This window comes from Paenibacillus albiflavus, from assembly GCF_004344915.1.
Taxonomy (GTDB): Bacteria; Bacillota; Bacilli; order Paenibacillales; family NBRC-103111; genus Paenibacillus_AM; species Paenibacillus_AM albiflavus.
The window spans coordinates 159,509-177,102 of sequence record NZ_SKFG01000006.1 but is presented as its reverse complement, the minus strand read 5'-3'; the positions used below and the strand labels follow the sequence as shown (position 1 = coordinate 177,102).

The following is a 17,594-nucleotide window of genomic DNA, read 5'->3' as shown; positions in this document are numbered from 1 at the left end:
GCTCGTCATGTAGTGAGTCCAATCACAAGCTAAGATCGAAATAAGCGATACGATGAATCCATGGATTGAATATCTTGAAGGAGGACTTACGATGAACGAAACTACACTTCAAACACAGGTTGCAGATATAGTAACAGCTGTTCCACAAACGGCGGATCTGTTTCGCAAGCTGCGTATCGATTATTGCTGCGGCGGTAAAATCAGTTTACAAGAAGCTGCTCTCGGCCGAAATCTAGATCCCATGCAGGTGCTCACGAATGTACTTGAGATTGAGCAAGCTCAAGTTGCATATGCAGCAAATAACCTTCAATCTCATGATGAGGCGGAGTTAATCGAATATATTCAAAGTAAGTATCATGCTCATTTACGAGAAGAGCTGGCTCAGTTGCCGCCGTATGTGACGAAGCTTGCTCGTGTACACGGTGGACATTCTCCCCATCTGTTACGTGTACAGGAGTTGTTCGAAGCATTACGCCAAGAACTCCTGGAGCATACCGCTGAAGAGGAGGAAGTTGTGTTCCCATTAGTCTTGCAGTATGTGACTAATCCTGTACAGGAGACGAGTGTGAAGCTTCTACCTTATCTGCTGAACTTAGAAGAGGAGCATGATAAAGCAGGACATATTCTAAAAGAACTGCGCGACATTACACATGACTTCATGCCGCCTGACGATGCTTGCGGAACTTATCGCCTTGTTTATCATCGGTTGTCTCTGCTTGAGAAAGAAACATTCGAGCATATTCATCTTGAAAATCATGTGCTGTTCGATCAAGTACGGGCGATCATGCCTGCTTAAAGATAGAAAAAGCCCGAAAGGGAGACATCTACTATGGAGGTCTGCCTTTCGGGCTTTATTGTTATAAGCTCGGTTATTCTATTAACTAGCCTTCTTTAATTTGCTTGCTCCGCAGCTGTCCACATGCCGCATCGATATCGGTTCCATGCTCTAACCGCACGCTAACGCTGATTCCTTGCTTCTTGAGCACATCATAGAATGCACGAACGGTTTCATGGTCGCTTCGTTGATACTGATCCAGCTCGTCCACCGGATTGTACGGAATCAGGTTTACGTTCACGAGCTGCTTTCTTTCCTGAAGAAGTTCAGCAAGCTCTGCAGCATGCTCACGCTTATCGTTCACATCCTTCAGCAAAATATAGCTGATCGTAATTCTGCGGTTCGTTGTCGTGATATAGTAGTCAACCGCCTGCATAAGCTTCTCGATCGGATATGCGCGGTTAATTTTCATAATTTGCGTACGCAGTTCGTTATTCGGTGCATGCAGCGAAAGCGCAAGATTCACTTGCAGATCGCTATCTGCGAATTCTATCATTTTATCTGGAATGCCGCTTGTAGATACCGTAATACTTCTTGGGCCAATTGCCAGACCCTTGTGATCTTTAATAATCCGCAAGAAGTTAGCCATATTCGTAAAATTATCAAACGGCTCGCCAATGCCCATGACCACGACATGTGTAACACGTTCATTCTCTTTCGCTGCATCCAGATGAAGCTGAACTTTCATGAGCTGTTCTACAATCTCTCCACTTGATAGATCGCGACTCTTCTTTAGCAGTCCGCTCGCACAGAAGCTGCAGCCAATGTTACAGCCCACCTGTGTGGTGACGCATACCGATAAACCATATTTTTGCCGCATTAATACGGTTTCGATCAAGTTGCCGTCACTAAGCTTGAATAGAAATTTAACAGTTCCATCAGCAGATTGCTGCTTGATATGCTCGGTCAACGTCTCGATCACAAAATGCTCGGATAATACGGCGATGCAGTCTGCATTCACGTCCACCATCTGTGCAAAATCAACGACCCGCTTCCGATATAGATAGTCCCATACTTGGGATGCGCGAGATTTCTTATGTCCATGCTCTGCTAGCCATGTCACTAATTGTTCCAATGTTAATCCATAAATGGATTCCTTATTCATGCTATAATCCTCTTTTCAAATCTAACAGTCTGTTTATTATTGTCTCATTTTTTGAGATTAAAACAAGAGGGGGAAGTATGCCAAATAAATTGAAATCTTAACAACGCAAATCTTTCAAATACCACACATCACAAGAATAATGCCCAGTATCACCAAGCGGCTGGTCTAATTCAATGAAACCATGCTTTTTATAAAACCTGTTCGCTGATGTCATGTTGTCCAAAGTCTCCAGATAACATTGGCTATAGTTTTGACCAGCATATTCCAAAGCAATCAGCATAAGCTTGTTTGCTGTCCCCGTACCTCTTGCCTCAGGCAAGCAATACATTTTTTGAAGCTCGCATATCCCTTCCAGGTTCTGCATAGGTCCGATTCCGCACCCGCCAACTATTCTTCCATCATGCTCTACAACCCAATATTTAGAGCCTTCAGCAACATATACCTCCGACAATCGACCTAAGAATGGATCTGCCCATGCAAGACCTTCACGGTCCCCGCCAAATTCCATTAGACAGGTTCGAATGACTTCTTCAATCTGCTTATTGTCACGAGCTTCTATTTCTCTAATTTTCATAGAATGACCTCATTTTTTCGTATCATTTCATATACCTTGATTTGTAATACGGATGACCTCTAATGTGTCCAGCCTTTGCTGTCCATTCTCATGGAAAAGCCACTTATGAGCGACATGATCGACGAACAGCACGCCATTCAAATGGTCGATTTCATGCTGAATGCAGCGTGCCAGAAAGCCTTCCCCTTCAAGGATGAACTGCTCACCTTGTCTGTTCAAGCTTGTGATTCGCACATAATTAGCACGCTTTACCTCCCCATAGTATCCCGGCAAAGATAAACATGCCTCAGTTCCAATCTGCTCTCCACTCTTTTCAAGTATTTCAGGATTTATTAGTTCGATTAAGCCGTCTCCGCAATCCATCACGATCACGCGTCTTAAGGTACCGACCTGTGGTGCAGCAAGACCCGCACGACCATCACGCTCGTAAAGTGTTTCTACCATATCATCCAGCAGCTTCGTTATTTTAGGATTGATAGCTTCCACTGGCTTAGCCGGTTTACGCAAAATTGGATCTCCAAACGGAAGGATTTGTTTAGTTGGCATCGTTAAGCTCCTTTCTCATTCGGAGTTGGTGTATGCACCCATAAATCATTTGGAGAACATTCCAAAGCAGTACATAGTGCATCAAGTGTTTCGGTTTTCATTTGACGAGGCTGCTGATTAATCAATGCGCTGATTGAAGCAGCAGATATTCTGTAGCTTGCTTTTTCCTCCAATAAACGTGACAAAACTGCACCCGACCAAATACCTCTATCAAACATAACTTTACGCAGAATCCATTCCAGCATTATAACGCCTCCTTATAAATCAATCGGATTTCAAATTAAAATCTTAGGCATTACCTTATTTTTTTAAGTGTTACCTAATAATAGCATACTTATTAAAATAACAGAAAGACCCTTCTGCCTATAAAGCAAAAGGGTCTTATGGTTTTTCAAGATCATTATTCACTGTAATTTTTATTTAAGAAAAATAGAGACATCGTACCCGGTCCAGCATGTGCACCAATGGCGCAGCCGATGCTGTTAATGATGAAGTTTTTCAAGCCATATTTTTCAATCAGAATCGCTTTGAGGGACTCAGCAGTTTCCGGATCATCCCCGTGTGAGATTCCGATCAATTGATCCTTATCCTCTGTTATGCCACGTTCCTCAAAAAGTTCAGCTAAGCGGCTAATCGATTTCTTACGTCCGCGCACCTTCTCGATTGGAATCAGCTTGCCGTCTTCCACATCAAGCACAGGTTTAATGTTAAGAAGTCCGCCAATAACTGCGGATGTTTTGCTGACACGTCCGCCTCGATATAAATACTCCAGGTCGTCAACTGTAAATACATGCTCCATATTTGCCGCAAGTTTCGTAACCTTGTCGACAAGTTCTGCTCGGGATAGACCTTCCTGAGCCCACAATGCCGCTTGCCTTACTACTAGTCCGAAGCCTACGGAAGCGCATTTGGTATCAATAACATCACATGCGATGTCAGGATAATCTTCCTTGATCATATTCAGTACCATAACGGCTGACGAATATGTCCCTGATAACCCTGATGAAAAAGCTATGTAAAGAATCTCTTCCCCAGCTTCTGCTGCTGACTGAAAAACTTCCTGGAATATATGTATGGGCACTTGTGCCGTCTTATAATCTTTGCCCTCACGCATGCCATCAAACATCTCTTTGGATGTAAGTGTGACACCATCTTCGTACTCATGTCCATCAATGCTGACCATCAGGGGCATCACCGTAATCCCCAAAGATTGCGTAACAGATGCCGGTAAATCAGTAGCACTATCCGTATAAATACGTACGTTCATGGATTAATCTCTCCTTATATCACAAGAATAATCCTATTATACCAGTTAGTTGCCTTAATATCATGACATCGATAATTGTCAGATTATTTGTTGATCATTTTGTTATAATAATCAATCGTTTGTCCCAAATTCTTGCCATAATTCTCAGGTGTACCCTCTTGCGTTTCTCTAAAGAAGCTTGACTGTAAATTAAAGTCATCTACCTTCTTCTTCTTATTCACGCGATCAATAATATTCGTTGCCGATACTTTAAGCTCTTTGACCTTTTTAACAAATTGCTCAAGTGAATAGCTGTCGATTCCTTCTTTCTTGATCCTTGCCTCATCTTGGGCATATTCATTCAGCTTATTCATGCTTTCTACGAATACATCATACTTCGCTTTATACTTCTCTAAATTCAGATTCAAGACGTTATCAGCCGCGATATCCTGATCTGCCATCTCATTGTCGACAGCCTCAGCACTCAGAATTAATTGCAGAGCGCTATAGCGAATCATCTGATCTTCATCCTGCAGTTCCTTCAACGTAATTTGCGTCTGCTCTTCGCCCAATACGTACATTGCATCCAAAAATTCATTTCTTATCGGTTCATAAGCTTGTGTAATTTTTAGAATCTCGGTATGTAATTCTTTACTTTTGGCAAACTGATCATCTACATAACCTTTGATATCGTAGTATTCATGCCCTTCGGATAGCACGGCAATTAAATCTTTTAGTACAGGCTTTAGTTTCACAACGATTGGATCGATTTCTGTAAATTCCGGTTTCTTATCCGTGTAAGCTAAATACTTGTCCAGGTTACTCTTAACAGTTGAAGATATGGATAGCATCGTAAAGCTGAAATTCTTACCGATCTTCGGAGATTCCTCCATGCCTAGCTGCTCAAAATAGCGATTGGTCACATTATCGATGCTGCCTGTTATGAGATTATTCAGCCCAACATAGGCATTGTATTTCTCTACTTCCTGCATTTTTTTAAGAAGTTTTGTCTCTTCTGGACTCGGCTGAGTAGAAGTAGAGGGGGTACTGCTAGGGGTACTACTAGATACCGATGCCTTAGGACTCAGCTTCAGCTTCGAGCAGGAAACAAGAACAATGCTTGATAATAAAACTAGCGTAATGGTTTGAAATAATTTTTTCACAGTGTATAGCTCTCCCTTTATATATTTATTCTAAGTTTAATGCGTAAAATGATTGATCAGCCCTCCCCTCAATCTTTATCGGGTGGAGCTAATCGATAATTAACCCAATAGTCAGTTTTTCACATTTGTGTAATATTTGTTGATTTGTTGAATTAGGACATGCAGAATCGTATCCTAAATATTAAACCTGGTTGGAGAGATAATAATGGGAAATACGGATAAGTTTGAAATGATCGCTAATATATATGACACTCCCGAAAGAATCCAAATTGCAAAGGTATCATCAGTTGCCATCCGCAATTATTTAGTTGACGCTAAAAGTAAGAATGCTATTGATTTTGGGTGTGGAACTGGTCTTGTCGGCATGAACTTGTTAAACGAGTTTAATTCTATGCTTTTTCTGGATACGTCACAAAATATGATTAATCAAATAAAGCATAAAATAACTGATTTTAATATTCAGAATGTAGATACATTATGCTTTGATATTGAAAAGGAAAGTATATCGGACATACATGCCGACTATATTTTTATGGCTCAAGTTCTACTCCATATTCAGGATGTTGAATTAGTTTTAGCAAGACTATTTGATGTTCTTAATGAAGGAGGACATCTACTGGTCGTAGATTTTAATAAAAATGAAAAAATAGTTTCAGATATTGTTCATAACGGATTTAATCCAGATGAGCTAATCGGCATTATGACGAAAATAGGGTATAGGGACATTCAATTCAAAACTTTTTATACAGGAAATAAAATATTCATGGGACAAGATGCGTCTATGTTTATTCTTGATTCAAAAAAGGGACAAGCGTAAGTTTTTTTCAATTGTGGAATGGGTTGTTAAATTGCTTCGTAAGTTCGACGGCTTCTTCCCTTGTCGTTGCTGGTGCTGAAATGACTAGATCCCTCATTGATTTAGCGGTTGCATTAACAGGCTCGAACACCCCGATATTGACCTTCTTCATATCATCTGCCATCCAAATCATACCCACGGATTCGAAATCCAGTTTGCCATCTGCAAAAGTCGAATAACTTAAAAGACCGGCACCGTTCATGAACTCAGGCTGAAACTCAATATCTGTGGTCGCATCTCTCTTCATCAATTCAAATTGATCAATGCTAAACGTACCGACAAATTTCGGATTCGAGAACCATCGCGTATACAGCTTGCCTTGCATCGTAATCGTCGTCTGCTGCACATACCCCGTATCATTCTCACGATACATAATGGCAGGATACGATGCATCGATTTTCTTTGGGATGCCTGACAGACCAACGAGGATCGCCAAGATAATACCCAAAATAATCGCTATACCTACTATACTCATGAACGTTATGCGAATAGGCTGCCAAAAGTTATGATTCCGATCTCGGGCTCGCTCCTTGATCCAAAAATCAGAATTGGCAGCCTCTTTCTCTTCTTTCGATTCTGTATCAAATCTACCGAAATTCGGTTTGTTTTCCATTATAGCCACCCCCAGTTACCTTTATTTAACATCCTTATGCGGGGTAAGTGTCAAGTTATTTTTGATTAAATACATATTATTGCAAATAATTATGACAGATTGAGTGTTTTTGGGCTTTTATTTTTACTAACCTAATTTGAGTAACTTTAAAAAAATCAGTATAATAAGAGTATGTATTCAAGGAGGCGAATGTGTATGACAGAACCAGCAGTTATGGAAATTGGAATCAGTACTTTTTTGGAAGCTATGCCAAACCCCGTTTCAGGCACACCTCTTAGACATGCAGAGAGGCTGCGCAATGCAGTGGAAGAGATTGTTCTAGCAGATCAGGTTGGACTTGATGTCTATGGCGTTGGAGAGCATCACCGTGCTGATTTTGCAGGCTCCGCGCCTGCCGTTGTACTTGCGGCTGCTGCTGCGATGACCAAACGGATCAGGCTCACAAGTGCCGTTACGGTATTATCCTCGGATGATCCAGTACGCGTATACGAATCATTCTCTACACTCGATGGAATCTCGAACGGACGGGCTGAAATTATGGCAGGACGCGGCTCTTTTATCGAATCATTCCCGCTGTTTGGCTACAGCTTAGATGATTATAACGAATTATTCGAAGAGAAGCTGGAGCTGCTGCTTGCGATCAGAGAATCGGAAAAAGTTACTTGGCGCGGTGGTCACCGCCCTGCCATTCAAAATCTAGGCGTATACCCACGTTCTGTACAGGAGCGGCTTCCTGTATGGATTGCTAGTGGAGGGACGCCTGAATCAGCGATTCGAGCTGGGGTGCTGGGGCTTCCGATTGTTTTTGCTATTATTGGCGGCATGCCTGAACGATTTGCACCACTAGTCGATTTATATAAGCGGGCTGCTGCGCAAGCAGGTCATGACCCGTCTAAACTATCGATTGCGACGCATTCGCATGGTTTCATCGCGGATACGATTGATTATGCTGCAGATATGTTCTTCCCATCGCAGCAGCAAATGATGAACGCTCTCGGTCGCGAACGTGGATGGGGACAGGATTACACGCGCGATGTATACGAGTCCGCCCGCAGTCTTCAAGGTGCCCTCTATGTCGGCGATTCTGAGTATGTCGCTGAGAAAATTATTTTGTTACACAAAAATCTCGGTATCAACCGTTTCTTCCTGCATCTTGATGTCAGCACGATACCACATCGTGAAATTCTCCATGCCATCGAGCTGCTGGGGACGAAAGTTGCACCGATTGTGCGCAAGGAAATAGCCAAGGCATAAAAACGAACGAAAAGGCGGCTCACAGGAGTCGCCTTTTTCTTTATTTTGACTGAGCTTTATTTTGACTGAGCTTGTCGATATAACTCTCGGGTTTTAAAGCCGGCCTGTAGGATCATTTTCATTTCTTCGCGACGCTTAGCTCTTGTATCTTCTTGCTTTGCGCTGTACACATACCGTGCCCAATCCTTCCGATACCCAGGTGTCAGGGCTTGATAGATCGCAAGCAGCTCTGGTGCATCCTCTAAATCCTGCTCAATGCTCGGAATCAAGTCCAAATAATCGTCCACACACTGACTTGGCTTATTCGACAGCTTATTCTTGCCCGCTGCATCTTCTTTAAATCCAACGACCGTGAAGACATCATCAAGCCCAACCATCCGAGCAAATTTGATCGCACTTGTACCAACATACCCTTCCTCATCGCTACCAAGACCCGATAGTAGATCATCCCGATGAATGAAAGTTGGATACACTTTATTACCTTTCTTCGGATAAGCCGTAAATAAATACCCGTTCTTGTTTAGATGCTGATGCTCAATCACTTGATTCACTAAATCGCGTAGCGAATCCAAGTCCAATACAAAAGCAAAAATCAAATCGTATCCATGATTCTGAAGCGATGTATCGTAGTCCTCGAGTTCAGCCAGATAATCAGATCCTTCAGGTTGATTCAAGACCGCAACTTGCTTATATTTGCGCAGCGATAGCTTATCTACAATTGTTTTAGACATGCTGTGCCTCCCCTACCATACAAAATCGTGTTACTCATTATACCTTTTTGACAAATTCCGATTTCAGCTTCATCGCGCCAAAGCCGTCAATTTTGCAATCAATATCGTGATCGCCATCAACGAGGCGAATGTTTTTAACCTTTGTGCCAATTTTTAAAGTGGATGAGCTGCCTTTGACCTTCAAGTCTTTAATAATGGTTACGGTGTCACCATCGTTCAAGACATTTCCGTTCGCATCCTTGACAACCTTCTCATCCTCGTTGTTAGACGCTGCTTCCAAACTCCACTCATGACCGCATTCTGGACATACAAGCATCAAGCCATCCTCATAGGTATACGCTGAGTTACATTTAGGGCAATTTGGTAAATTCGACATGTTCACTATTCCTCAATTCGTTAATATTAGGGCGATTCCTTCTAGGCATGTATGATAGCATAGTCGTTTAGGTATAACAAATTGGGTTCCAATGAATGGGTCAATTTTTGAAAATCCTACCGCTGTCCGTAAGGGTCCTAAGTAAAGAAATAAACGTTTGCCTGCAAAACATACATTCAAAACGCCCCATATGCTCGCACCGCAAGGTTTGCCTGCATTTCATACAGCGAAAATCAACCAATATAGCAGATTTAACACAAACCAGCAGATTAGCATGTACGAAATGCAGGCAAAGTCTAATGACAGCGATATATTGCTCTTTTGAATGTACATAATGCACTCAAATAGGCAACAAGGGTCGCAGCGGAACCCTCCAAACGTACTGACCAGCGCGATGCGGCAACTTCTGGTACTTTTTCGGTAATTTGTTTCTGTCTTTGAGAAACTAATTTCCGTCTGCACTCCACCAGCACCCTCCAACCGTGCTACCGGGCGCGATGCGGCAACATTAGGTGCTTTTTCGGTAATTTGTTTCCGTCTTTGGGAAACTGATTTCCGTCTGCATTCTACCAGCACCCTTCAACCGTTCTGCCGCGCGCGATGCGGCAACTTTGGGTGCTTTTTCGGTAATTTGTTTCCGTTATTGGGAAACCAGTTACCGTTAGCACTAATTAGTTACCGTTAACCGAAGACCAATCAGCCGCCTGCACGCACACAAAAAACACCCTCATATCAAGGGTGTTTTCACAACCGACCGCGGCTAATTTGACTCTACGTACTGTTTCAACGCTTCTAAACGTTTCCCCCAATACTGTTCAAAGAAAGATAGCCAGTCCTGCAATTCGGCAAGTGGTTCTAAGCAGAGTGTGTACCTCGTCTCGCGCCCTACCTTTTGGCTGCTGACAAGTCCTGCTTCGCTCAAAACATGCAGATGTTTGTTAATCGCCGTTCGACTTAAAGGGAAGCATTCCTTCATGGCAGCAATCGACATGTCTTGATGCGCAAGCAATTGCAGCAGCTTGCGACGAGTCGGATCGGCAATCGCCTGAAAAACGTCATGTTCCAAAGTTACGCCTCGATATAAGCGGGCAATGCTTCATTGACGATTTTCACCCAACCGCCATCCATCATGCCACGAACGGCAGTGTGTGGTTGTCCGAACTCTGTCACTTTCTCTGCATCCCAACCTGAATGAATCAAGGTGAATTCGGTTTTATCCTCAATCTGTTTTAATTCAAACGTCAGATGCCAGTCCTTCCCCCAGTCAAAACCGACGCGATTCGGAGGGTCAAGCTCCGTTATTTTACATGGCGAGTCGCCGAATGGTCCTGCATGTAAAATAAATTCTTTGCCAAGAACAGCTTCAAACGTACTTGGCATCCACCAAGCGGCAATTCCTTCTGCTGTCGATACAGCCTTCCATACTTTATCTATTGGCGCATTCAATAGGATCGTCTGACGAATTTCTGGTAATGCTCCTTGTTGTTGCATATAAGTACCTCCAAGATGAGTTTGATAACATCCCAAGATGTCCCTGTTATTATAACACCTTTTGGTGTTACTTACTCCTATTTTAAAAAAATAATAATTGCCACATCATTCCTGACACGCAGATGTCAACAATGAACCGTTATGATGACATCAGATCGGTGGTGAATCAACTAACCACCTAAACTGAAAGGAATGAATAATGAATGACAACTAAACACAAAAATATCGGATTAATCATGACAGGGCTGCTGCTCGCAATCCTGATGGCTTCAATGGATAATACCATCGTAGCAACTGCTATGGGAACGATAGTTGGCAAAATGGGCGGACTCGATAAATTTGTCTGGGTTACGTCTGCTTATATGATTACGGAAATGGCAGGCATGCCGATCTTTGGCAAGCTATCGGATATGTATGGACGAAAACGGTTCTTCATCTTTGGGATCCTCGTCTTCATGCTGGGATCGGCATTATGCGGTATGGCGAATTCCATTATCACTCTTAGTTTATTCAGAGCGATTCAAGGCATCGGTGCAGGCGCTATGGTATCGATCGCATTCGCCATCATGTTCGATGTTGTTGCTCCGGAGAATAGAGGCAAAATGACTGGCATGTTCGGTGCCCTATTCGGTCTATCTAGTATTGCTGCTCCAATAATTGGCGGCTATATTACCGATCATTTGCAATGGCAATGGATTTTCTATATCAACTTACCGCTCGGATTAATTGCATTCGTTCTAGTTCTTCTCTTCTACAAAGAATCAGCCGTACATGCCAAGCAAAGCATTGATTATTGGGGTGCGTTCCTATTAATTGGTGCCGTTGTATGCCTAATGCTAGCGCTTGAGCTAGGCGGCAAGCAATTCGCATGGGGCTCATCACAAATTATTGGATTGTTTGTTGGATTCATAGGCTTCACAATAGCGCTTATATTCGTTGAAAAAAGAGCTGCCGAGCCAATCATTTCCTACCAGATGTTCCGCAACAGACTCTATACCGCCAGTAATTTAGTCGCCATGTTAAGCGGAGCTGCATACATGTCTGCATCCGTATTCATCCCGATTTACATTCAAGGTGTTCTAGGCGGATCCGCTTCTGGCGCTGGCTTTGTGCTACTTCCCATGATGGTGAGTTCCGTTATAACGGCGACTTTAGGTGGATTCCTCATGACAAAGCTATCCTATCGCACGATTATCGCTTCACCACTTGTCCTGCTTATTGCCGGACTTGTCCTGCTTAGCGGACTGACGGTAGAAACGCCCCGGTTTCTCGTGACCCTCTATATGATCCTGATGGGTCTCGGCATTGGCGCGACATTCTCGGTACTTAGTAATTCAGCGATTCACTCTTTCTCGGCATCTAAGCGTGGAACAGCAAGCTCCACCTTAAATTTCAACCGATCACTCGGCATGACACTCGGCATTACGATATTCGGGATTATTCAAAGCCATGCACTAACGAATAAATTAACATCTGCATTTGCAGGTAATACGGCTTTAATTCCAGCGAATCTCAATGTAAGTGATCCCTATGTTCTGCTGAATCCTGCACTTAGCCAATCTTTAGATGCTAGCGTACGGAGTACGATTCAAATTGCACTAACCTCTTCCATTGGTATGACCTTTGTCTGGAGCCTGATACCTGCAGTTCTTGCACTTGCTTCCGCACTTCTCATGAGAAAAGAAAGACTTGTTCTATCTTCCGATGATCAAGCTAATTACGCAGCTGCTCATTAAGGGTAATGGTGAGCGTAGATTAGATCGATTAATTTGCGCTCATCGATTATGATAGTTCTCATGGAAGCTAATGAGGAGGAAGTGCAATGAAGCTTGAGCGAATGATGGCGATTACGATTCTGTTATTAAACCGCAAACGCGTACAAGCGCAGGAACTGGCTGATCGAATGGAAGTTTCACTACGCACTATATACCGTGATTTGGAGTCGCTGAATCTTGCCGGTATCCCAATTGTTTCGTACACAGGAGCCGAAGGGGGTTATGAGATCATGGATAGCTTTCGATTGGATCGCCAGATGCTTTCCTTTGATGAACTTGTTGCTCTATCTACTGCGTTGCGTGGTCTTCAGTCTACTCAAGTACTAGATCAATCAAACATGGATCGTCTGCTGAATAAAGTAGGAGCCCTAATCTCGCAAACGGAACAAGGACGATTCACTGAACGTGAGCAAGTCTTAGTCGATTTCACCCCATGGCGCAATAGCGACACAGAGCGTATTAAATATGCCTCACTCCAACAAGCAATCCATGCAAACAAGCTAATTCAATTCTCCTATACGGATGGACAAGGCAGCGAATCCGAACGCACGATCGAACCGATGGGGCTTGTATTGAAAAGATACGCTTGGTACCTGCACGGTTATTGTTTAAGCCGTGAGGATTATCGGATCTTCAAGCTTTCTCGGATAAGCAATTTGCAAATGCTAGCTGAATCCTACAATCGTAGAACCGTCACGCTGAACGAGTTGAACGAACGAATGGGTATACCTCCAGCCATCAGCAAGCAAACCTTTGATCTTGTCCTTCAATTTGCAGATGAAGCTAAAGTAGCTGCTGTAGACTATTTTGACGAAAGCACAATTGAGAAGCTGCCAGATGGATCACTTCTTGTACGCACTACCCTTCCCAATGAGAAATGGCTAATCGGCTTTCTGCTTCGATACAAAACGAGCATACGTGTCCTTGAACCAGCTCATATAGCTGCTGAAGTCAGAAGAACAGCATTAAAAATCGCAGCTATGTATCCGGATGCTGATCCTATTGACGTAGATTCATTACAGAACCATTAGCTAAACCTAATGGTTCTTTTCTTTTTCATCAAACTCCATAATATGACATTATTTTGTTCAGAGTGACAATCCTCACACAATACAGTTGATCAACTGTGCTATTTTGGAAGAAGATGTGGGTTATTTTACCATAAGGGAGTAGTAAAAATGAAAGACAAAGAATTGCAGCAGTATTCGTGGAAAGGTTACGCATGGGGAGTCATTATCCTACATGCGGTGGGTATCACGCTTCTGCTTGTCTCATTGCCTGCCAATCCTACGCTTCTCGGCCTCGGTGTTCTAGCTTATACGTTAGGACTCAGGCATGCTTTTGACGCAGACCATATCGCAGCTATTGATAATACCGTTCGTAAACTTGTCCAACAACGCAAGAATCCAACAGGTGTCGGATTCTACTTCTCGCTTGGACATTCCACGGTCGTCTGCATTATGGCTCTTATCACTGCACTTGCCGCAAAGTGGGCAGAACACAACATTCCACAGCTCAAAGAAATCGGAGGTTTAATCGGCGCTTCAGTATCAGGTGTATTCCTTGTTCTGATCGGCATCCTGAACGTTTTCATTTTCGTCGGTATTTATCGTGTGTTTCGACAAATGCGAAATAAGCGCGAGGATGACGACAAACTGGAGGATTTGCTCCTGAACAGAGGACTGCTAGCACGATTCTTTAAGCCGCTATTCGCATTCGTTGGCAAGAGCTGGCATGTTTACCCGATTGGCTTCTTATTCGGACTTGGATTTGATACGGCAAGCGAAGTTGCACTACTCGCCATTTCCGCAGGTGCATCTAACAGCGCAATACCGCTAACAAGCATTATGTCGTTACCTATCTTATTTGCTTCTGGCATGAGTCTGCTGGATACAGCAGATGGCGTGTTCATGACGACTGCATATCGCTGGGCGTTCCGCACACCGCTGCGCAAAATTTATTACAACCTGTCAGTGACTGGTCTATCCATCGTTGCCGCACTCATCATTGGCATGATCGAACTCATCCAAGTGCTTACGCCTAAGCTCGGTTTAACAGAAGGATTCTGGGGCTGGGTACAGGAACTTGATTTTGGCAATCTTGGCTTTATTATGGTTGGCACTTTTGTCTTGGCTTGGCTTATTTCTTATGGCATCTGGAAAACGATGCGAATTGAGGAACGCTGGCAAGCATAACACATTCTATATTGAAGTGAAGGGAAATAGATATCGTTATGAACAATGATAAGAAAACGATCTACCAATCCGCTTTAAGCCGGGGTTTTACTCGTCGTGATTTCCTCAAAATGTGCGCCATGTTGACCGCAGCAATGGGGCTTGATTACACACAGAACAACTCTGTTGTACAGGCTATGGAAGTCAGCAAGCGAGTACCCGTCATTTGGCTGCAGCTACAAGATTGTACGGGCTGCTCTGAGTCCTTTATCCGTTCTTCACATCCCAAGATTGAAAGCGTTCTCCTCGATATGATTTCACTTGAGTACACAGAAGCGCTTTCTGCAGCATCAGGTCATCAGATTGAAGAAGCTAGAAAGCATGTGATTCAGAATTACCCTGGTGAATACATATTGGCAGTTGAAGGCAGCATTCCAATGCATGATGAATATTTGATGGTCGGCGGTGTGTCTGCGAAACAAACATTGCTCGAAACGGCAAAGCATGCCAAGGCGATCTTAGCCTATGGCAGCTGTTCGTCTTGGGGCGGAATTCCTGCAGCCTATCCGAATCCTACGGGTGCTAGACCGATTACAGACATTATCAAGGATAAGCCTATCGTACGAGTACCTGGCTGTCCGCCAATTGCGGAAGTTATGACAGGTGTCATCGCCCACCTCATTACATTTGGAACGATTCCTGATCTTGATCACCATGGTCGGCCCAAAGCATTCTATCGTCACCGGATTCACGATAAGTGTAATCGCCGTGCGTACTTCGATGCTGGACTATTTGCGGAATCGTTCGGCGATGAAGGTTCCAAACAAGGCTACTGCTTATACAAGCTCGGCTGCAAAGGACCGACTACCTACAATTCCTGTGCTGAAATGCGTTGGAATGGCGGTGTTAGTTATCCCATTCAATCGGGTAACCCTTGTATCGGCTGTTCGGAGAGCAATTTCTGGGATCAAGGCCCGTTCTATACGCGAATGGCAGAAATTCCTGGTACGCAAACGACAATTAATCCCGAATTGATTGGAGCTGGTATCGTCGGGGCGGCGGCTGCAGGTATCGCTATTCATGCTGGTGTAACAGCTTTCCTAAATAAAAGCAATGACAAAGAAGGTGACGAGTAATGGCTGAACGCATTGTAGTAGATCCCGTAACAAGAATTGAAGGTCATTTGCGGATTGAGGCGGATATGGAGAATGGCTTCATTAAGGATGCATACAGTTCTGGAACTGCGATTCGAGGTCTAGAATTAATCGTCCAAAATCGCGATCCACGTGATGTGTGGGCATATGTGCAGCGGATTTGCGGTGTTTGTACTTCAACGCATGCGCTTGCAGCGATCCGATCCGTCGAGGATGCACTTGGCATCCGAGTGCCGAGAAACGCACATCTCATTCGCGATTTGATGAACGCCGCTGTTATGCTGCATGATCACGTGGTTCATTTTTACCATTTACATGCCTTTGATTGGGTTGATGTCGTTAGTGCGCTAAAGGCTGACCCTACCCAGACGAGCATTATTGCGCAATCGATTTCGAATTGGCCGAAGTCTTCCCCCGGTTATTTTAAAGATGTACAGCAGAAGGTGCAGAAGGTTGTGGATAGCGGACAGCTTGGTATTTTTGCGAATGGGTACTGGGGACATAAATCCTATAAGCTGCCACCTGAAGTAAATCTGCTTGCAGTTGCACATTATCTGGAAGCACTCGATTGGCAAAAAGAAATTGTGAAGATTCAAACCATATTCGGTGGCAAAAATCCACATCCACATTATGTCGTAGGCGGTATGGCAACGCCACTGGACATCAATAGCGACAACGGGATTCATGCTGAACGATTATCTCATGTATCGCAGCTTATTGACGAAGCCATTGCCTTCGTGAACCAAGTGTACATTCCCGATGTGATTGCGATTGCTTCCTTCTACAAGGACTGGACGTTTGGCGGCGGTTTGAACAATTACTTGAGCTATGGGGACTTCTCCACAGGTGATATTAATGATGTGAACTTATACCGTATGCCGCGTGGCGTCATTCTTAATGGGGATCTGAACACGATTCATGAGGTTAATCCCAAGGATCCTGAGCAGGTCAAAGAGTTCATTGATCATTCTTGGTACACATACGATGGACAAGCTTCTGGCGGCAAGCATCCGTGGGAAGGTCAGACGAACATGCACTATACAGGACCTAAAGGTGCATACGAAACACTCGATACGAAAGACAAATATAGTTGGATCAAAGCCCCACGGTGGAAAGAACAGCCAATGGAAACGGGGCCGCTCGCTCGGATGATTATTGGATATGCAGCGGGCAAAGACGACTACAGAAACTCGATCGATACATCACTCAGCAAGCTTGGTCTGCCGTTCTCAGCCTTGCAATCCGCACTTGGACGCACGCTAGCCCGCGCACTGGAAGCAGGTCTTGTTGGCGATTGGATGCGCAGCGATATGAACGCACTGCTCAGCAACATTCGGAATGGGGATCAAATCACCTTCGATAAAACAAAATGGGACCCTTCCTCTTGGCCGTCACAGACTAAAGGGGTAGGCTGGATCGAAGCACCGCGCGGCGCGCTTGGACATTGGGTTCGAATCGAGAACGGCAAAACCAAAAATTATCAAGCTGTTGTACCTACGACATGGAATGCCTCACCACGCGACCATAAGAACCAGATCGGTGCTTATGAAGCAGCTTTACGAGGAACACCAATTATTGATCCAAATAATCCGCTCGAGATTCTACGTGTTGTGCACTCCTTCGATCCATGTTTGGCGTGCGCAGTTCACTTAACTGATTTGCAAGATGATCGAATGACCGAAATCCGAATTGGATAGGAGC

Annotated in this window: 19 protein-coding genes; 8 read left to right on the top strand and 11 right to left on the bottom strand. The window is 43.9% G+C overall.

The features are described from left to right. Positions 1-91 precede the first annotated feature (91 nt). Positions 92-796: an iron-sulfur cluster repair di-iron protein gene (ric, locus tag E0485_RS09040; RefSeq protein WP_132417697.1), complete on the top strand. Its 705-nt coding sequence runs from the start codon at positions 92-94 to the stop codon at positions 794-796. Positions 797-881: 85 nt separating this feature from the next. On the opposite strand, the gene rlmN is transcribed toward ric, so the two are convergent. From rlmN to E0485_RS09010, 6 genes are all read right to left on the bottom strand, one after another. Then, positions 882-1,940: a 23S rRNA (adenine(2503)-C(2))-methyltransferase RlmN gene (gene rlmN, locus E0485_RS09035; RefSeq protein WP_132417696.1), complete on the bottom strand. Its 1,059-nt coding sequence runs from the start codon at positions 1,938-1,940 to the stop codon at positions 882-884. A 97-nt stretch (positions 1,941-2,037) separates the two neighbouring features. Continuing rightward, the gene (locus E0485_RS09030) at positions 2,038-2,514 is read right to left on the bottom strand and encodes a GNAT family N-acetyltransferase (protein WP_132417695.1); all 477 of its coding nucleotides are present in this window, start codon (positions 2,512-2,514) and stop codon (positions 2,038-2,040) included. A gap of 27 nt (positions 2,515-2,541) precedes the next feature. Then, complete coding sequence (gene def / locus E0485_RS09025; RefSeq protein ID WP_132417694.1) at positions 2,542-3,060, bottom strand: peptide deformylase; 519 nt, start codon at positions 3,058-3,060, stop codon at positions 2,542-2,544. Between the two features lie 2 nt (positions 3,061-3,062). After that, positions 3,063-3,305 (bottom strand): helix-turn-helix domain-containing protein, encoded by a 243-nt coding sequence (locus E0485_RS09020; RefSeq protein ID WP_132417693.1) that lies wholly within the window; start codon positions 3,303-3,305, stop codon positions 3,063-3,065. A 155-nt stretch (positions 3,306-3,460) separates the two neighbouring features. Beyond that, on the bottom strand, positions 3,461-4,327 hold the full coding sequence (locus E0485_RS09015) for a DegV family protein (RefSeq protein ID WP_132417692.1): 867 nt from the start codon (positions 4,325-4,327) through the stop codon (positions 3,461-3,463). 83 nt (positions 4,328-4,410) lie between these two features. Continuing rightward, positions 4,411-5,469, bottom strand: coding sequence for a YiiG family protein (locus E0485_RS09010; protein ID WP_132417691.1), 1,059 nt, complete (start codon positions 5,467-5,469; stop codon positions 4,411-4,413). A 205-nt stretch (positions 5,470-5,674) separates the two neighbouring features. Between E0485_RS09010 and E0485_RS09005 the strand changes: the two genes are divergently transcribed. Beyond that, positions 5,675-6,286, top strand: a complete 612-nt coding sequence (locus E0485_RS09005; RefSeq protein WP_132417690.1) for a class I SAM-dependent methyltransferase — start codon at positions 5,675-5,677, stop codon at positions 6,284-6,286. A gap of 7 nt (positions 6,287-6,293) precedes the next feature. On the opposite strand, the gene E0485_RS09000 is transcribed toward E0485_RS09005, so the two are convergent. After that, positions 6,294-6,938, bottom strand: a complete 645-nt coding sequence (locus E0485_RS09000; RefSeq protein WP_132417689.1) for a hypothetical protein — start codon at positions 6,936-6,938, stop codon at positions 6,294-6,296. Positions 6,939-7,133: 195 nt separating this feature from the next. Here E0485_RS09000 and E0485_RS08995 point away from each other — a divergent pair, with 195 nt between their 5' ends. Beyond that, positions 7,134-8,192 (top strand): LLM class flavin-dependent oxidoreductase, encoded by a 1,059-nt coding sequence (locus E0485_RS08995; RefSeq protein ID WP_207910951.1) that lies wholly within the window; start codon positions 7,134-7,136, stop codon positions 8,190-8,192. Between the two features lie 56 nt (positions 8,193-8,248). On the opposite strand, the gene E0485_RS08990 is transcribed toward E0485_RS08995, so the two are convergent. From E0485_RS08990 to E0485_RS08975, 4 genes are all read right to left on the bottom strand, one after another. Then, positions 8,249-8,923, bottom strand: a complete 675-nt coding sequence (locus E0485_RS08990) for a YdeI/OmpD-associated family protein (RefSeq protein ID WP_132417688.1) — start codon at positions 8,921-8,923, stop codon at positions 8,249-8,251. 37 nt (positions 8,924-8,960) lie between these two features. Next, complete coding sequence (locus tag E0485_RS08985; protein WP_132417687.1) at positions 8,961-9,299, bottom strand: zinc ribbon domain-containing protein YjdM; 339 nt, start codon at positions 9,297-9,299, stop codon at positions 8,961-8,963. A gap of 760 nt (positions 9,300-10,059) precedes the next feature. Next, a complete protein-coding gene (locus E0485_RS08980) occupies positions 10,060-10,365 on the bottom strand; it encodes an ArsR/SmtB family transcription factor (protein WP_235857497.1) in 306 nt (101 codons plus the stop codon). 2 nt (positions 10,366-10,367) lie between these two features. Then, complete coding sequence (locus E0485_RS08975) at positions 10,368-10,790, bottom strand: SRPBCC family protein (RefSeq protein WP_132417685.1); 423 nt, start codon at positions 10,788-10,790, stop codon at positions 10,368-10,370. Positions 10,791-10,993: 203 nt separating this feature from the next. Here E0485_RS08975 and E0485_RS08970 point away from each other — a divergent pair, with 203 nt between their 5' ends. From E0485_RS08970 to E0485_RS08950, 5 genes are all read left to right on the top strand, one after another. Next, complete coding sequence (locus tag E0485_RS08970; protein WP_132417684.1) at positions 10,994-12,526, top strand: MDR family MFS transporter; 1,533 nt, start codon at positions 10,994-10,996, stop codon at positions 12,524-12,526. An 86-nt stretch (positions 12,527-12,612) separates the two neighbouring features. Continuing rightward, entirely contained in the window at positions 12,613-13,596 is a 984-nt protein-coding gene (locus E0485_RS08965; protein ID WP_132417683.1) for a helix-turn-helix transcriptional regulator, read from the top strand. 147 nt (positions 13,597-13,743) lie between these two features. Continuing rightward, positions 13,744-14,760: a HoxN/HupN/NixA family nickel/cobalt transporter gene (locus tag E0485_RS08960; RefSeq protein ID WP_132417682.1), complete on the top strand. Its 1,017-nt coding sequence runs from the start codon at positions 13,744-13,746 to the stop codon at positions 14,758-14,760. A gap of 38 nt (positions 14,761-14,798) precedes the next feature. Then, positions 14,799-15,875, top strand: coding sequence for a hydrogenase small subunit (locus tag E0485_RS08955; protein WP_132417681.1), 1,077 nt, complete (start codon positions 14,799-14,801; stop codon positions 15,873-15,875). Next, positions 15,875-17,590: a nickel-dependent hydrogenase large subunit gene (locus E0485_RS08950; protein WP_132417680.1), complete on the top strand. Its 1,716-nt coding sequence runs from the start codon at positions 15,875-15,877 to the stop codon at positions 17,588-17,590. The genes E0485_RS08955 and E0485_RS08950 overlap by 1 nt, the downstream gene beginning before the upstream one ends. Positions 17,591-17,594 lie beyond the last annotated feature (4 nt).

Bases quoted from the DNA above. Each gene is read 5' to 3' on its own strand.
- ric (WP_132417697.1), top strand. From the start codon at position 92: ATGAACGAAACTACACTTCAAACACAGGTTGCAGATATAGTAACAGCT.
- rlmN (WP_132417696.1), bottom strand. From the start codon at position 1,940: ATGAATAAGGAATCCATTTATGGATTAACATTGGAACAATTAGTGACA.
- E0485_RS09030 (WP_132417695.1), bottom strand. From the start codon at position 2,514: ATGAAAATTAGAGAAATAGAAGCTCGTGACAATAAGCAGATTGAAGAA.
- def (WP_132417694.1), bottom strand. From the start codon at position 3,060: ATGCCAACTAAACAAATCCTTCCGTTTGGAGATCCAATTTTGCGTAAA.
- E0485_RS09020 (WP_132417693.1), bottom strand. From the start codon at position 3,305: ATGCTGGAATGGATTCTGCGTAAAGTTATGTTTGATAGAGGTATTTGG.
- E0485_RS09015 (WP_132417692.1), bottom strand. From the start codon at position 4,327: ATGAACGTACGTATTTATACGGATAGTGCTACTGATTTACCGGCATCT.
- E0485_RS09005 (WP_132417690.1), top strand. From the start codon at position 5,675: ATGGGAAATACGGATAAGTTTGAAATGATCGCTAATATATATGACACT.
- E0485_RS09000 (WP_132417689.1), bottom strand. From the start codon at position 6,938: ATGGAAAACAAACCGAATTTCGGTAGATTTGATACAGAATCGAAAGAA.
- E0485_RS08995 (WP_207910951.1), top strand. From the start codon at position 7,134: ATGACAGAACCAGCAGTTATGGAAATTGGAATCAGTACTTTTTTGGAA.
- E0485_RS08990 (WP_132417688.1), bottom strand. From the start codon at position 8,923: ATGTCTAAAACAATTGTAGATAAGCTATCGCTGCGCAAATATAAGCAA.
- E0485_RS08985 (WP_132417687.1), bottom strand. From the start codon at position 9,299: ATGTCGAATTTACCAAATTGCCCTAAATGTAACTCAGCGTATACCTAT.
- E0485_RS08975 (WP_132417685.1), bottom strand. From the start codon at position 10,790: ATGCAACAACAAGGAGCATTACCAGAAATTCGTCAGACGATCCTATTG.
- E0485_RS08970 (WP_132417684.1), top strand. From the start codon at position 10,994: ATGACAACTAAACACAAAAATATCGGATTAATCATGACAGGGCTGCTG.
- E0485_RS08965 (WP_132417683.1), top strand. From the start codon at position 12,613: ATGAAGCTTGAGCGAATGATGGCGATTACGATTCTGTTATTAAACCGC.
- E0485_RS08960 (WP_132417682.1), top strand. From the start codon at position 13,744: ATGAAAGACAAAGAATTGCAGCAGTATTCGTGGAAAGGTTACGCATGG.
- E0485_RS08955 (WP_132417681.1), top strand. From the start codon at position 14,799: ATGAACAATGATAAGAAAACGATCTACCAATCCGCTTTAAGCCGGGGT.
- E0485_RS08950 (WP_132417680.1), top strand. From the start codon at position 15,875: ATGGCTGAACGCATTGTAGTAGATCCCGTAACAAGAATTGAAGGTCAT.